Source organism: Thermococcus sp. ES12, from assembly GCF_012027515.1.
Taxonomy (GTDB): Archaea; Methanobacteriota_B; Thermococci; order Thermococcales; family Thermococcaceae; genus Thermococcus; species Thermococcus barossii.
Map to the genome: position 1 here is coordinate 278,124 of NZ_SNUP01000002.1, position 13,893 is coordinate 292,016.

General features: G+C 54.8%; 11 protein-coding genes. 10 read left to right on the top strand and 1 reads right to left on the bottom strand.

From position 1 onward, the window contains the following. The first annotated feature begins 13 nt into the window (after nt 1–13). The 5 genes from E3E37_RS06285 (at nt 14) to E3E37_RS06305 (ending at nt 6,090) form a co-directional block, all read left to right on the top strand. On the top strand, nt 14–1,513 hold the full coding sequence (locus E3E37_RS06285) for an NAD(P)/FAD-dependent oxidoreductase (RefSeq protein ID WP_167715845.1): 1,500 nt from the start codon (nt 14–16) through the stop codon (nt 1,511–1,513). Beyond that, nucleotides 1,503–2,753, top strand: coding sequence for an NAD(P)/FAD-dependent oxidoreductase (locus E3E37_RS06290; RefSeq protein WP_167715848.1), 1,251 nt, complete (start codon nt 1,503–1,505; stop codon nt 2,751–2,753). Before E3E37_RS06285 ends, E3E37_RS06290 begins: the two co-directional genes overlap by 11 nt. Further along, the gene (locus tag E3E37_RS06295; protein ID WP_167715851.1) at nt 2,746–3,111 is read left to right on the top strand and encodes a DUF1667 domain-containing protein; all 366 of its coding nucleotides are present in this window, start codon (nt 2,746–2,748) and stop codon (nt 3,109–3,111) included. Before E3E37_RS06290 ends, E3E37_RS06295 begins: the two co-directional genes overlap by 8 nt. A 116-nt stretch (nt 3,112–3,227) precedes the next feature. Further along, nucleotides 3,228–5,186 carry a glyceraldehyde-3-phosphate:ferredoxin oxidoreductase gene (gene gor, locus E3E37_RS06300; RefSeq protein ID WP_167715855.1) on the top strand — a complete coding sequence of 653 codons (1,959 nt, stop codon included), beginning with the start codon at nt 3,228–3,230 and terminating at the stop codon, nt 5,184–5,186. A gap of 55 nt (nt 5,187–5,241) precedes the next feature. Beyond that, nucleotides 5,242–6,090 carry a hypothetical protein gene (locus tag E3E37_RS06305; RefSeq protein ID WP_167715859.1) on the top strand — a complete coding sequence of 283 codons (849 nt, stop codon included), beginning with the start codon at nt 5,242–5,244 and terminating at the stop codon, nt 6,088–6,090. Here the strand turns inward: E3E37_RS06305 and E3E37_RS06310 are convergent. After that, nucleotides 6,079–7,785 (bottom strand): class I SAM-dependent DNA methyltransferase, encoded by a 1,707-nt coding sequence (locus tag E3E37_RS06310; protein ID WP_167715862.1) that lies wholly within the window; start codon nt 7,783–7,785, stop codon nt 6,079–6,081. The two genes, E3E37_RS06305 and E3E37_RS06310, sit on opposite strands and share 12 nt — an antisense overlap. A gap of 99 nt (nt 7,786–7,884) precedes the next feature. Here E3E37_RS06310 and E3E37_RS06315 point away from each other — a divergent pair, with 99 nt between their 5' ends. From E3E37_RS06315 to arcS, 5 genes are all read left to right on the top strand, one after another. Further along, on the top strand, nt 7,885–9,153 hold the full coding sequence (locus E3E37_RS06315; RefSeq protein WP_167715865.1) for an NAD(P)/FAD-dependent oxidoreductase: 1,269 nt from the start codon (nt 7,885–7,887) through the stop codon (nt 9,151–9,153). Between the two features lie 137 nt (nt 9,154–9,290). Next, nucleotides 9,291–10,238 (top strand): carbamate kinase, encoded by a 948-nt coding sequence (gene arcC, locus E3E37_RS06320; RefSeq protein WP_167715868.1) that lies wholly within the window; start codon nt 9,291–9,293, stop codon nt 10,236–10,238. A gap of 47 nt (nt 10,239–10,285) precedes the next feature. Continuing rightward, entirely contained in the window at nt 10,286–11,128 is an 843-nt protein-coding gene (locus E3E37_RS06325) for an ATP-dependent Clp protease proteolytic subunit (protein ID WP_088865376.1), read from the top strand. 145 nt (nt 11,129–11,273) lie between these two features. After that, nucleotides 11,274–12,176 carry a coiled-coil protein gene (locus tag E3E37_RS06330; RefSeq protein WP_167715871.1) on the top strand — a complete coding sequence of 301 codons (903 nt, stop codon included), beginning with the start codon at nt 11,274–11,276 and terminating at the stop codon, nt 12,174–12,176. A 9-nt stretch (nt 12,177–12,185) separates the two neighbouring features. Next, nucleotides 12,186–13,892 carry an archaeosine synthase subunit alpha gene (gene arcS / locus E3E37_RS06335; RefSeq protein WP_167715874.1) on the top strand — a complete coding sequence of 569 codons (1,707 nt, stop codon included), beginning with the start codon at nt 12,186–12,188 and terminating at the stop codon, nt 13,890–13,892. Nucleotide 13,893: the final 1 nt, after the last annotated feature.

The window sequence follows — 13,893 nt, forward strand, 5'->3', positions numbered from 1 at the left end:
GGAGGGAGAAGGAATGAAGACACGGATAGCCATAATCGGTGCCGGCGTCGTTGGGGCGTCGATAGCCAGGGTTCTCAGCCAGTACGATGGGCTTGAGGTTCACCTCATCGAGAGGAACGCCGATGCAGGAATGGGGGTCAGCAAAGCCAACACGGGAATAATCCATCCCGGACACGAGGACGACCCCGGGAAGTATCCGCTAAGGGCAAAACTGTGCGTCCAGGGAAACAGGCTCTGGTACCAGTGGACGAAGGAGCTGAGAATCCCGGCAAAGTGGCCCGGTGAGCTCATGGTTGCCCTCGAAGAGGAGGACCTGAAGGTTGCCGAGTACTACCTCGAACTCGCCCAGAGGAACGGTGTTCCGGGTGTCAGGCTGGTCGAGAGGGGAGAGCTCCTGAGGCTTGAGCCCAACGCGAACCCAAACGCCGCGGGAGCGCTGTGGGCTCCAACAGCAGGAGTCATGTCCTCCCCGATGGCGGCGGTGGCGCTCACCGAGAACGCCGTTGAAAATGGAGTAAAGTTCCACCCGGAGACTGAAGTGCGTGGGATAAAGGTGGAGAAAGGTGAGGTAAAGGGCGTTGAGACCAACGGGGGGTTCATTGAAGCCGACATCGTCATAAACGCCGCCGGTCTCTACGCGGACAGAATCTCGGCCATGGCCGGCATAGACCACTTCACCATACGCCCCAGGAAGGGCGAGTACTACATCTTCGACGACGATGCCGGGCCGAAGGTCAGGAGGATAGTCCACCAGACCCCCACCCCCACGACGAAGGGCGTCTACGTAATCACCGAGATGAACGATGGGGTGATGATAGGACCCACCGCCGAGGATCTGCCGAAGGATGCAAAGGACGACACCTCGACGACCAGGGAGGGACTGGAGTTCGTCTGGAAGATGGCGAAGAAGCTTGTTAAGGGACTTCCCCCAAAGAACAGGGTGATAAGAACCTTCGCGGGCCTGAGGCCAGAGCCCCCCGACGGGAGGTGGATAATAGAGGCCTACGACGATCCCTGGGGCTTCATAAACGTTGCCGGAATAAGGTCACCGGGACTCACCGCCGCGCCCGCAATAGCGCACTACGTGGTCAGGGAGCTGATTCAGGGCAAACTGGAGGTAAAACTGACCAAAAAGTCCCACTGGAATCCCTACAGAAACGCCTTCTGGTTCAAGGCCCTGCCGAGAGAGAAACAGGCGGAGCTGATAAAGAGGAACCCCGCCTACGGAAGGGTAATCTGCATGTGCCGCACGATCACCGAGGGTGACATAGTGGACATAATACACCGCATGAAGCGGATGGGCGTTAAGACCATCACCCTCGACGGAGTTAAGCTGAGGAGCGGCGTCATGTCAGGGACCTGCCAGGGCTCGTACTGCAGGGTGAGGATAGCCAACATCATCGCCAGAGAAACCGGAATTCCGCTCTGGAAGGTTACCCTAAAGGGAGAGGGGACGGAGTACGGCATCGGCGACATAAAGGTTCTTCTGAGGGGGGAGAGGGATGAGGAGTGAGTACGATGTCGTTGTCATCGGTGGCGGGCCGGCCGGTCTGGCTGCTGCGATAAAGGCGAAGGAGCTCGGAATGAGCGTTCTCCTCATCGAAAACAGGGAATTCCTCGGCGGTATTCCAATGCAGTGTGTTCATCCTGGCTTCGGGCTCCACTACTTCAAGGAAGACCTGACCGGAACGGAGTTCATACACCGCATAATCGAACGGTTCAGAGCGCTGAATGTTGAGTACTACACGAACGCCCACGTTCTTGAGGTGGTGCCCTACTCCTACAGGCACAAGATTCTCAGGGTGGTGACGGATAAAGGGCTATTCGAGGTCAGGGCGAAGACCGTCATCTACGCAACGGGCGCCAGGGAGAGGCACATGTTTGAGATAGGCATAACCGGCCACAGGGTTGCCGGGATATACACCGCCGGGGAAGCCCAGACCATGATGGACATCTACGGGGTAATGCCCGGGAAGGAGATAGTCATAGTCGGTTCAGGCGACGTTGGCCTCATAATGGCGAGGAGGTTCACCCTTGAGGGCGCCCACGTCAAGGCCGTCATAGAGCTGATGCCTTATCCCGGAGGACTCACAAGGAACGTGGTCCAGTGCCTGGAGGACTTCGGGATACCCCTGTACCTGAGCCACGCGGTCACCAGGATTGAGGGCAGAAAGAGGGTTGAGAGGGTAATCGTGGCAAAGGTTGACGAGAACCTCAGGCCGATTCCCGGAACCGAGGAGGAGATTGAATGCGACACCGTCGTCCTGGCCGCAGGTCTCGTGCCGTACCTGAAAATCATAGAAAAGGCCGGCGTGGAGATAGACCCCGCCACGAAAGGTCCCGTCGTGAACAGCTACCTTGAAACCAGCGTTCCGGGAATCTTCGTTGCCGGAAACGCCCTCGTCATCAACGACCTCGTGGATTATGTGGTTGAGCAGGGAGAAGAGGCCGCTAAGGGAGCGTACGAGTTCGTCAAAAACGACGGGCTCCCGGCGCTCAGATGGAGAAAGCTCGTGAAGGGGAGGAACATTAGGCTGGCGGTGCCCCACTATCTGGCGGACACCAAGGATGTAACGATATACGCCAGGGTCGCGTACCCAGAGGAGAACGTTAAGCTGCGCTTCCCGGAGATAGGAAAGGAAATTCGGCTGCCCTTCGTCAAGCCGTCCGAGATGATAAGGATAAAGTTGAGAAAGGAGGACATAGCCCGGGCAGGGGACAGAATAACGATGGAGGTCGTCCCCAATGAGTGAGGTCAAAAAGTTCAGACTGACCTGCATAATATGCCCGCTGGGGTGCACCATAGAGGTGACGATGGAGGGCGACAGGATAACCGGCATAACCGGGTGCACCTGTCCCAGGGGGGAGGAGTATGCCGTTCAGGAGGTAACCGAGCCCAAGCGCGTTGTCATGAGCGTCGTCAAGGTTAAGGGGGGAATGTTCCCAACGGTCTCAGTAAAAAGCGACCGGCCCGTTCCCAAGGAGCTCATTCCGAAGATCATGAGGGAGCTCGCGGGAGTTGAGGTCGAGGCACCGGTTCGCGTGGGGCAGGTCATCGTGGAGAACATCCTCGGCACCGGGGCCAACATAGTCGCGACGAGGGAGGCGTAGAACCTTAAAGCGTCCACTCCATTTATTTCCTTCAGACGACGGGATGCGGTGCAACTCTCAAAACTCTTAAATACATTGATTGTAAATAACACCGGGAGTGATACGGGGTGAGGAACATGAAGTTCACGGTTCTCCATCTCAACCTGAACGAAGGAAAAGTTGAACGCGAGGAACTGGAGAGAGACGGGGTATACGGCGTATTGGACTACGGCATAGAGGTTCACGAGAGCCTTGAGACCCACAGCCTTGAACCGTACGACCCCAAAAACGTTGTGATAATGGGAATGGGGCCGTTCTCGGGCTCAACCCTGCCCGGAGCGCACAGGCTAATGTTCTTCTTCCGCTCGCCGCTCTACGGCACGCTCTTCCCCTCTGCAATGGGCGGAGCGGCCTACGCCTTCAAGAACGTTGGCGTTGATTTCGTAACCTTTGAGGGCAAAACCGAGAAGCCGGTGGTAGTTCTCCTCTACAACGATGGTGAGAACGTTCACGTTGAACTCCACGAGATTGAACTCGAAAAGGTCATCGAAATATGGAGGGGCTACAAGGGCGAAGAGGGGGTTTATGCCCTCACCCAGTACCTCATAGACAGCTTTGGCGATAAGTTTGACTTCGAGTACCGCATAGCCGTTGTAGGCCCCGCTGCTCTAAACACCAACTACGGCGCGATATTCTCCCAGGCCCTCAGGAAGGGAGAAAGGCTCGTGGGCAGCGAGGACTGGGCGGCGAGAGGAGGCTCTGGAAGCGTTCTCCTCCGTGCTCACAACGTCGTTGGAGTAATCTTCGGCGGGAAGCCGAGGAAGCGCGCCTTCCCCGGTGAGGACATTGGTAACTTCAGAACGGCCAAGGGCATAGTGGAAGGCGTCCACAAGAAGCCTTACAACGAGATAATCAGCGAGAAGACCACCAAGTACCGCTTTAACCCCAAGCTCAACACCGGCGGAACCTTCGGCGGCAACTACCCGGCCGAGGGCGACTTCGTGCCGATTCTCAACTGGCAGATGCCGTACATACCGAAGGAGGAGCGCATAAGGATCCATGAGAACATCATGAAGCACTACTGGGAGCCCTTCAACGAAGAGGCGATAAAGCCCAAGAACTGGACGACCTGCGGCGAGCCGTGTCCCGTCGTCTGTAAGAAGTACCGCCGCGGACACCACGTCGAGTACGAGCCCTACGAGGCCAACGGCCCGCTCAGCGGAAGCATAAGCCTCCGCGCCAGCGACATAAGCGTCCACGCCGTCGATGCCATGGGCTTCGATGCCATAGAGTTTGGCGGAACCGCGGCCTGGGTTCTCGAGCTCGTTCACCGCGGTCTGCTCAAGCCGGAAGAGGTCGGCCTCAGCGGAAAGCCCGAGTTCACTAAGGAGGCCCTTCTTGAGAGACCGGTCGAGGCGAGCGAGGTCAACGCCAAGCTTGTGGCTGAATTAGCCCACCGCGTCGCCTTCGCCGAGAACGAAATAGCCAAGATAATCGGTCTCGGCAAGAGGAAGGCGAGCGTTATCCTCGACGAGAAGTTCAAGGACAGGCTCAAGTACGGCGAGAGCTTCAAGGACTACGCGGTCTTCACTCCCCTCGGCGAGAACGGCGAGATGACACCGACGATGTACTGGGCGATAGGCAACTATATCCCTCTGCCAATACAGGGCCGCTACTGGACCTTCTACCAGTTCGGCGTCTTCCTTGAACCGGAGGAGCTGGCGAGCAAGATAATAGCGAGCGCCCTCTGGGAGTTCTGGTACGACAACGTCGGCTGGTGCCGCTTCCACAGGGGGTGGATGAAGCCCGTCCTCAAGGCGCTCTTCATGGAGGCCTACGGGGTCAACGTGGACATGGAGGAGCACGCGAGGAAGCAGCTCAAGAGGCTCATTGAATACACGAGGAAAGCGGGCTACAGCCCGGTCTTCTGGGACTCGATGCGCGTTATAGACCTCGTGGCAGCGGGAAGCGAGGAGTTCGGAAACGAGAGGTGGGCCGAGAGGTTCAGGCTCGACAAGGTCGGCACTGCAAAGGAGTATCTCGAAAGGGTTCTCGATGCCTACAGCGAAGCGCTCGGCGTTGAGTGGAGGCTCTAACATTTTTTCTTTGTACTCCCCAAAGACTTTAAATTTTAATTCGGAGCATTAACCCATGGGGTTGATGACCGTGGTCTGTAATGAACTCAAGAGTTTTTCAATCAAAAGGTTCTGCAATAAAATTGCACACCTTGCCAGAGAATCCGGAGGATACTTCGAACCCATCTCCGAGGAGTTTCTTAATGCATACTACGAGCTTGTTGAGATCCCAAGGATCAACGGAACCCTTCCTGAGGGAGAATACAGACAGAAGGGAAACGCTTTTCGTGATTTTATAAGCGAGCTAATCTTCGTAAGGTCAGGGAGTCAGTACCGACTTATGGATAGAAGGGTTAGAGGTTACACCGAACAAAACCACGACGTTGATCTAGCGTATGTGCGAGGCGAGACACTTCTCGTTGCTGGGGAGGTTAAGATGACTGGCAGCCCCGCCCATCGTCGGGGAAACTATATTCAGAGGGAACGAAAAACACAGAGTGACCTCGACAAGAGACTGAAGGAAGTCAAGTTCACCGCAGTTGACCTAAAACTATATTACACCCCCAACAGAACTATGGCCAAAATAGTATCCAAAGAGGGCCTATTGTCCACGCACTATCCAGCTTGGTGGGACGAATGGATCCGGTCATCGATTCCTGGCTTCTACTCTTTCTGGGCATCGAGATTGGCCTCAGGGCAACGAAAGGGCGATAAGGTCACAAATGCCGACAATCCAAGATTGCTCATTGAGAAGTTCGATAAATTACGCAAATACAACAATGCCGTGGGAGTTTTCATGTTCCGGGAGAAAGGAGGTAAGTATGTTCCCTTTGGCGAAGAGGAGATAAAGGGGCTAAATTTAGGAATAGACAACGCCATTGACGATTTAATCCGTTTTCTTGATTCCCGCGTCTCAGCTTTTTGACTTTTCAAGCCTATTGTTTTTGAGACGCTCCCAGACGCTTGTAATAGTTTCCACTTCTCCCATGCTGAGACCCAAACCACCCTCCAATAGAACTTCATTGACAAATCCTACGACCTCGTTAAACTTCCTTCTTCTCAGTAGCCTATCAATCTTTTCGCTTTTCTCGAGAAGCTCCTCAGCATTTTCCATCTTTGGAAGAACTATTTTCTCAGCTTCTCTCGGTTCGATCTTAAGGACACCTCCACCGTAGAATCTGCCGTTTAGTTCAAGCGATGCTAGGGTCAGCGAGTTATAGAATGACGTTGCAAGTAAGACCGGTTCGAGCTGAGTTTTTATGAATATCTGGTGAACTGTGTTTGTGCTCGTGGCTGACTTACCGTTGACATGGACCATGTTGGCGGAAACCTTGGGGACATCATGGATCATATAACTCATGAAAACGTCGGGGAACCTAACTCCAGGAACTTCGTACCATCTCTTTCTAATCCTCACCTTATACCGCTTTTTTACACCAAGCTCTCCGCCTCTAATGGTTAAATACTCCCTCAAATGGGGGGAGATCCTTTCCCAAGGCTCAGTTACATGGAGAAGATAGCATTTTTGACCTAACTTGCACAAAAACTCCCAGTCCTTGTTGCTTATTTTTAGGCCATTGAGATGCTCGGCACGAGATATGAGAGGGACCAGATACTTCTCCTCGATCTCCCACCTCTCAGCTTCGTCAGCAGTCAGTGTGAAAAACCTATTGTCCCCAGTCACGACCCCAATTGTTACCTTTCCAATCTCCCCAAGAGAAAAAAACATGTTCTCAACCTTATTCACGATCTTCAGGTACTTCTTGAGAAGGTCTGGGGGCAGAAGGTACTTTGTCCATTTCTCATCGGCATTGGGAGTGAAGGCAGGATACCCCTCAACTTCCATCATGAACGTGTCTCTTGAAAGCTCGGCCTCTGAATGGAGAGTTACAAACCTAACATTCGGACTCGTATAGTGACCCTTTGTTGCCAGCAGTATAATCGTGTCCTCTAGTACCGAGAATGCCCTTTTTTCGAACGAAATTATGATTATGCTCTCAAAGTTTTTCAGGAGCCACCTCCTTAGGGACTTTGCATAGTTGACGTGCAGCAGCTTGGATGGAAGAACCATTGCCATTCGCCCACCATCTCGCAGGAATTTTCCGGCGTGAATGACAAATGGAACCCATGATGCCGTGAGTTCAGTCAGATCGACACCCTCCTCTTTCGACAAAGCCATTGCCTTTTTTCTTATCTCCCCTTTGAAAAGCTGGTATCTTATGTATGGTGGGTTTCCAATAACGACATCAACGGGCGGCAATTGGCGTTTGTCGGAGAACAACTTGAGCTGGGGTGATGGAGGCTGAACGTCGAAGAAGTCTGAATTGATAAGTGTAGGAACTACCCCAAACTCTAACAATAGCCGTTTTTTTGTTTCTTCTATCATCCCCCTATCAAGTTCAACCCCATATACTTGCCGTGGTATGTGTTCAGGCTGAGCCCCTAAAGACAGTAGTTCCCGAAGGGATGCCCTAAGAAATATTCCATCACCACAACTAGGTTCAAGCACTTTATCCTCAGGGCTTCTTATAGCCCATCTAGCCATAAACTCTGCAATGAGGCTGGGGGTTATGACCTGTCCCAAGTTTTTAACCTTGTCAGTGGTAACGGTCTCTCCCATGTTTTCACCTACTCGAGTTTACTCGAGTAATCCAAAATAAATGTTGCGGTCTAGCAATTCTTATAATCTCAGAGTCAATTAACGCTGTAGGTGGAAAAAATGAAGGCCAAAGCGGTTGTCATAGGCTCGGGAATCGGCGGTCTTCTTACCGCGTCGTTTCTGGCTAAAAATGGTTACGATGTCACCGTCATCGAGAAATCCCCTTACATAGGGGGCCGCTTCACGAATTTGGAGTACAAGGGCTTCGGCCTCTCCACCGGAGCTTTTCATATGCTCCCCCACGGCGAGAACGGGCCCCTCGCTCACCTCCTCAAGCTCCTCGGTGCGGATGTTCAAATAGTCAACTCCCAGCCGAAGGGCATGATCTTCTACGAGGGAAGAACCTTCTCCTACCGCGAGGGCTGGAAGTACCTTGGCTTCAGGGAGAAGGCGAGGGCGATGAAGCTCATGGCGGACGTGAGGAGGGGCAAGCTCCCCGTGGGGGAGGAGGCAGAGATGAGCGGCCGCGAGTGGATACGCGAGAGGGTTGGAGACAACGAGTTCGTGGACCTCTTCTTCCAGAGCTTCCTTGGCTGGGCCGACAGCGTGCTGGATGTTCCGGCAGGGGAGCTGGTGAGGGAGATTAAGGCCGCTTTGAGATGGGGTGGGCCTGGCTTAGTCAAGGGCGGCTGTAAGTCCATTCCAGAGGCACTCTCTATGATAATCCGCATGAACGGCGGAAGGATAATAACCGGCAAGAGGGCCGTCGAAATCGACGTCGAGAAAAAGAGAGTCATTACTGCTGACAGCGAGGAGCTTCCCTACGACGTGCTGGTGTCCAACATAGGAATCAAGGAGACCGTCGAGCTCATCGGAAGGGACAACTTCGAGCGGGACTACCTCAAGCGCGTTGATTCTCTGAGGCCGAGCGAGGGGATAAAGTACAACGTGGCCCTGAAGGGTGGGCCGAGGGTCGGCAACACCGTCGTCTTCACGCTCGACACCGAGAGGATAAACGGCTACAACGAGCCCTCCAGCCTTTCCCCGGAGCTGGCAAGGGAAGGCTACACGCTGGTGATGCTCCACCACGCTTTGCAGAGCAGGAACCTAAAATCCGAGAGAAAAAAGGGAATAGATGACATCTACCGCATCTTCCCGAACCTCGACGAGGAGGGCGAAATACTGCTCGTCCAGACGTATCTCGACGGGAATCCCGTGAACAGGGTCGCGAGCGGGCAAACCGTTGAGGACTTCCCGATAAGCGATGTTTACATCGTCGGCGACGCCTACAGGCCGCCCGGGGGAATAGAGGTCGAGGGCATAGCTCTCGGCGTCATGAAAACGCTTGAGAGGCTAAACCTCGGGAACTTCCGGGAGTGGTATCTCTAGGCCACTTCACCCGGCTGATTCTTTACCTTTGCCAACTTATTTTCCCTCCCCTCGAACCTTTTTCCAGTGAACAGGGCTGGCTCCTAACGAACGTTTTTATCCTCCCTCGCGTATCTATACATCCCGGAGGTGAGGTTATGAAGAGGGTGGTCATAGCTTTGGGCGGTAACGCTATTCTCCAGCGAGGCCAAAAGGGAACCTACGAGGAGCAGATGGCCAACGTCATGAAGACGGCCAAGCAGATAGTGGACATAATCCTCGACGGCGATTATGAGGTTGTAATCACCCACGGGAACGGCCCCCAAGTTGGGGCGCTTCTCCTTCACATGGACGCTGGCCAGGCCGTCCACGGCATTCCGGCCCAGCCGATGGACGTTGCTGGTGCGATGACCCAGGGCCAGATAGGATACATGATTCAGCAGGCTATAAGGAACGAGCTGAAGAGGCGCGGAGTGGAGAGGCCGGTTGCAACGATAGTGACTCAGACGCTCGTGGACAAGGACGATCCAGCGTTCCAGCACCCGAGCAAGCCGGTCGGACCGTTCTACGACGAGGAAACGGCAAAGAAGCTCGCGAAGGAGAAGGGCTGGGTCGTCATAGAGGACTCCGGGAGGGGATGGAGGCGCGTCGTGCCGAGTCCCGATCCAAAGGGCCACGTCGAGGCGCCGGTGATAGTCGACCTCGTGGAGAAAGGCTTCATAGTCATAACCAGCGGTGGCGGTGGCGTTCCCGTTGTGGAAGAGAACGGCCAGCTCAAGGGTGTAGAGGCCGTTATAGACAAGGACTTGGCCGGCGAGAGGCTCGCCGAGGAGGTTAAAGCCGACATCTTCATGATCCTCACAGACGTGAACGGTGCGGCGGTGAACTTCGGCAAGCCCGACGAGCGCTGGCTCGGGAAGGTTACCGTCGAGGAGCTGAAGCGCTATTACGAGGAGGGCCATTTTAAGAAGGGAAGCATGGGGCCGAAGGTTCTGGCCGCGATAAGGTTCGTCGAGTGGGGCGGCGAGAGGGCCGTCATAGCTGCCCTTGACAGGGCCGTTGAGGCCCTTGAAGGGAAGACCGGAACGCAGGTCATAAAGAGCTGAACCAAAGGCTATAAATATCTTCCCTCCTTTCTTTATCAGGTGATACCATGAGTGAGGCAGCCAGCGGATTCTTCGGTTCACTGCTGTGGTGGCTGTTTTTCATGTACATCCTGCTCTGGCCCCAGATGCAGTACAGGAGCCTCCAGATAGCGAGGGCGAAGCTGCTCAAGAGGCTGTCAGAGAAGAGAAAGTCAACGGTAATAACGATGATCCACAGGCAGGAGAGCATCGGCCTCTTTGGAATCCCCTTCTACAAGTTCATAAGCGTCGAGGACAGCGAGGAGGTGCTGAGGGCAATCCGCTCAGCCCCCAAGGACAAGCCGATAGACCTCATAATCCACACACCGGGTGGGCTTGTACTGGCGGCGACGCAGATAGCCAAGGCACTCCACGACCACCCGGCGGAGACACGGGTCATAGTCCCTCACTACGCCATGAGCGGAGGAACTTTGATAGCGCTCGCCGCGGACAGGATAATAATGGACCCCCACGCGGTTCTCGGTCCCGTTGACCCGCAGCTCGGCCAGTATCCCGGACCGAGCATCGTCAGGGCCGTCGAGAGGAAGGGCGTTGATAAGGTGGACGACCAGACGCTTATCCTAGCAGATGTCGCCGAGAAGGCCATCAAGCAGGTTCGAGATTTCGTCTACAACCTGCTGAAGGACAGGTATGGTGATGAGAAGGCCAGGGAACTTGCCCAGGTGCTCACGGAGGGCAGATGGACGCACGACTACCCGATAACCTACGAGCACGCAAAGGAGCTCGGACTTCACGTCGAGACGGAGGTTCCGGAGGAGGTCTATGCCCTCATGGAACTCTACAAGCAGCCAACGAAGCAGAGGGGCACGGTGGAGTTCATGCCGTATACCCAGAGGGGCGAGAGCTCCTAAAGAGCCTAGTCTTTCTCCACTTCCACCATTTTTGGAAGACCAGCAAAATTCCAGCCAAAAAGTTTTTATTTACTCTTGCCTTTTTCAGTCCAGATGTTTGGAGTAAGCTCACGGGCTATTCTAAAAAGAGGGAAGGGGAAGAGAGATGCAAGCGAAAGTGGACCCAGAGGAAATTAAGAGGATCAAGAGGGAGATAGAGGCCCTTGAAAAGGAGAGAAACGAGATAAGGGCCAAACTGGAGGAGTTGGAGAAGGAGCTTCAAATATGGATTCAAAAGAGGGACGAGAAGAACAACGAGGTAAAGCAGCTGAGACAGAAGGGACGCGAGTATAAAGCCAAGAGGGATGAAATCAACGCCCACATACAGGAGCTGAAGAAGAACCGCGAGGAGATAAACGCGAAGCTCGACCTTCTCTATCAGGAGATACTCGAATACAGGACAAAGAGGGACGAGTACAACCAGCTCAGACGGCTCAAGATGCCGCCGGAGAAGATACAGGAAAGGATAGAGAAGCTGGAGTGGGAACTCCAGACCAACCCGAATATAACCCCGGAGAGGGAGAAGCAGATAGTTGACCAGATACAGGTTCTGGCGACGGAGCTTGAGATAATCCAGCAGGCCCAGAGGTTCCACACCAAGCTCCAGGAAACGAGGAAGAAGGTCGACCAGCTCAAGAAGGCCAGGAGGGCCATAAGCATGGAGATACAGAAACTTGCCAACCAGAGCCAGCAGTTCCACGAGCAGATGATAAAGGCCTTCAACCAGGCCGACGAGGTCAAAAAGGAGGCCGACGAGTATCACGCCAAGGTCGTTGAGCTCAGAGAAAAGATCAAGGAAGTCAGGAAGGAGCTCCGCGAGATCGAGAAGAAGATAAGGGAGTACGACGAGAGGCACAAGGAGCTCATCGCCTACAGACTCGTTGCCAGGATGCGTTCCAAGAAGGACGCCAGCTTTGAGAAGGCAGTCGAGGCTCTGGAGAAGTTCAAGCGCGGTGAGAAGCTCACCCTCGACGAGCTGCTGCTCCTCCAGCGCTACAATCTCGTCTGAGGCCTGGCTATGGAGGTCATCAGGCACGAGGGGCCTGGAAGGCTGGGCCTCGTGAGGCTTAGGGAGCATGCGTTCAGAACTCCTGCCCTGGCGGGGATAGACTTCACCCTCTCCCCGTTCAACTCCTTCTTCCACCCGGAGGAGCCCGGTAACTACGACTTCAACCTTGCCCCGGCAATCCCGCTCGGCTTCTACACGCCAGACGAGGTCATTCAGAAAGCCTTGGGAAGGCTCTGGAGCGTAAACTACGACGGCTTCAACGCCTTCTACCTTCCGGCACTCAGGAGGACGGAGTACCTTCCCGAGTTCTTCAAGATAATCGAACGCTATGGCTTTGAGGCCGTCTACCTCGGCAACACTAAGATACTCGTTAGGGAATACCGCTACTTCGTGACGATTTTAAGGGAACTCCGCGAGAGGTTCCCCAACCTCATGATAATCGCCGATTTAGAGCCATTTTTCTACCCCTTGGCAGTTTACCTTGGCGTCGATGCCTTTGAAACGCGCTCGCTCAAGCTCTACGACTTCGAGGGCAAGGGCTTCACCGGGTACAGCCCCTTCCTCTGGGATAAGGAACCAAACTCCCTCGACTTCGCGAGGGAAACCATATTGCTCGTCAGGAGGGCCATTGAAGAGGGCAAGCTCCGCTACCTCGTCGAGAACTTCTTCAACACCCAGTACCACGCGGGGATTCTGAGGATAGCCGACCTGGAGCACGGGGATTACCTTGAGAAATACACTCCAATCCAGAGGGAGACGGTCTACTTCATAAGCGAAGCCTCGATAAGGAGGCCCGAAGTTAAGCGCTGGCACTCCCGCGTTGCTGAGCGCTTCGTCCCACCGATGAACACCGAGCTTGTGCTCCTCTTCCCCTGCTCGGCCAAAAAGCCCTATTCATTCTCGCGCTCACACACCCTCTACCGCAAAGCTGTGAAGGAGGCCCTCGGCTCTGGCATTGCCAGGGTCCACGAGCTTATCCTCACTTCCCCATTCGGCGTCGTGCCGAGGGAGTGGGAGTGGTTAGCAAAGTATGACATAGTCGTCACCGGCCACTGGAGCGAGGAGGAGATTAAACCAGCGGCAGAGCTCCTCGCGAAGACACTGGAGAAGTACCCGAAGGACGTTCCGATCATAGCGCACCTTGACGAGGCCTACGTCGAGATTGCAAAGCTCGCTGGCGAGATGAGCGGGAGGGAGATAACCTTCACCCGCGTTGAGAACGGCACGACGAGCAGGGAGAGTCTCAGGTCACTGACTGAAACCCTCGGGGAGTTCGAGATTGAGGGGACGAAGGAGGACAGGACCTACCGCTACTTCGAGGGCATAAGGAAGGTCTTCGACTTCTACTTCGGCCCCGGAGCCGGAGAGGCCGTCCTGCCGGAGGACGGTAAAGTCAAGGGCTCCAAGATGCTCCGCCTCTTTGTCGACGGCCAGCAGACCGGAACCTTCAGGGACGGTGTGATAAGTGTTACACCATACGGAATGCAGAGGATATACGACGCCGTTGGGGGCTACTGGGTGAAGATAGACTTTGAGCTTCGCGGCGACGTCTTCGCGGTGGGAGTTGATGAGGCAGACCCAGCTATAAGACCTGACGACATAGTGGGAATCGTCAGGGACGGGAAAGTTGTCGGTGTCGGAAAGGCAGTCCTGAGCGGCGAGGAAATGGTTAAGGCGAAGAAGGGAGTCGCCGTCAAGGTCAGGAAGAGGGCCTGAC

Coding starts and splice junctions, on each gene's coding strand:
- E3E37_RS06330 (WP_167715871.1), top strand. CDS start 11,274: ATGCAAGCGAAAGTGGACCCAGAGGAAATTAAGAGGATCAAGAGGGAG.
- E3E37_RS06285 (WP_167715845.1), top strand. CDS start 14: ATGAAGACACGGATAGCCATAATCGGTGCCGGCGTCGTTGGGGCGTCG.
- E3E37_RS06325 (WP_088865376.1), top strand. CDS start 10,286: ATGAGTGAGGCAGCCAGCGGATTCTTCGGTTCACTGCTGTGGTGGCTG.
- gor (WP_167715855.1), top strand. CDS start 3,228: ATGAAGTTCACGGTTCTCCATCTCAACCTGAACGAAGGAAAAGTTGAA.
- E3E37_RS06315 (WP_167715865.1), top strand. CDS start 7,885: ATGAAGGCCAAAGCGGTTGTCATAGGCTCGGGAATCGGCGGTCTTCTT.
- E3E37_RS06305 (WP_167715859.1), top strand. CDS start 5,242: ATGGGGTTGATGACCGTGGTCTGTAATGAACTCAAGAGTTTTTCAATC.
- E3E37_RS06290 (WP_167715848.1), top strand. CDS start 1,503: ATGAGGAGTGAGTACGATGTCGTTGTCATCGGTGGCGGGCCGGCCGGT.
- E3E37_RS06295 (WP_167715851.1), top strand. CDS start 2,746: ATGAGTGAGGTCAAAAAGTTCAGACTGACCTGCATAATATGCCCGCTG.
- E3E37_RS06310 (WP_167715862.1), bottom strand. CDS start 7,785: ATGGGAGAGACCGTTACCACTGACAAGGTTAAAAACTTGGGACAGGTC.
- arcC (WP_167715868.1), top strand. CDS start 9,291: ATGAAGAGGGTGGTCATAGCTTTGGGCGGTAACGCTATTCTCCAGCGA.
- arcS (WP_167715874.1), top strand. CDS start 12,186: ATGGAGGTCATCAGGCACGAGGGGCCTGGAAGGCTGGGCCTCGTGAGG.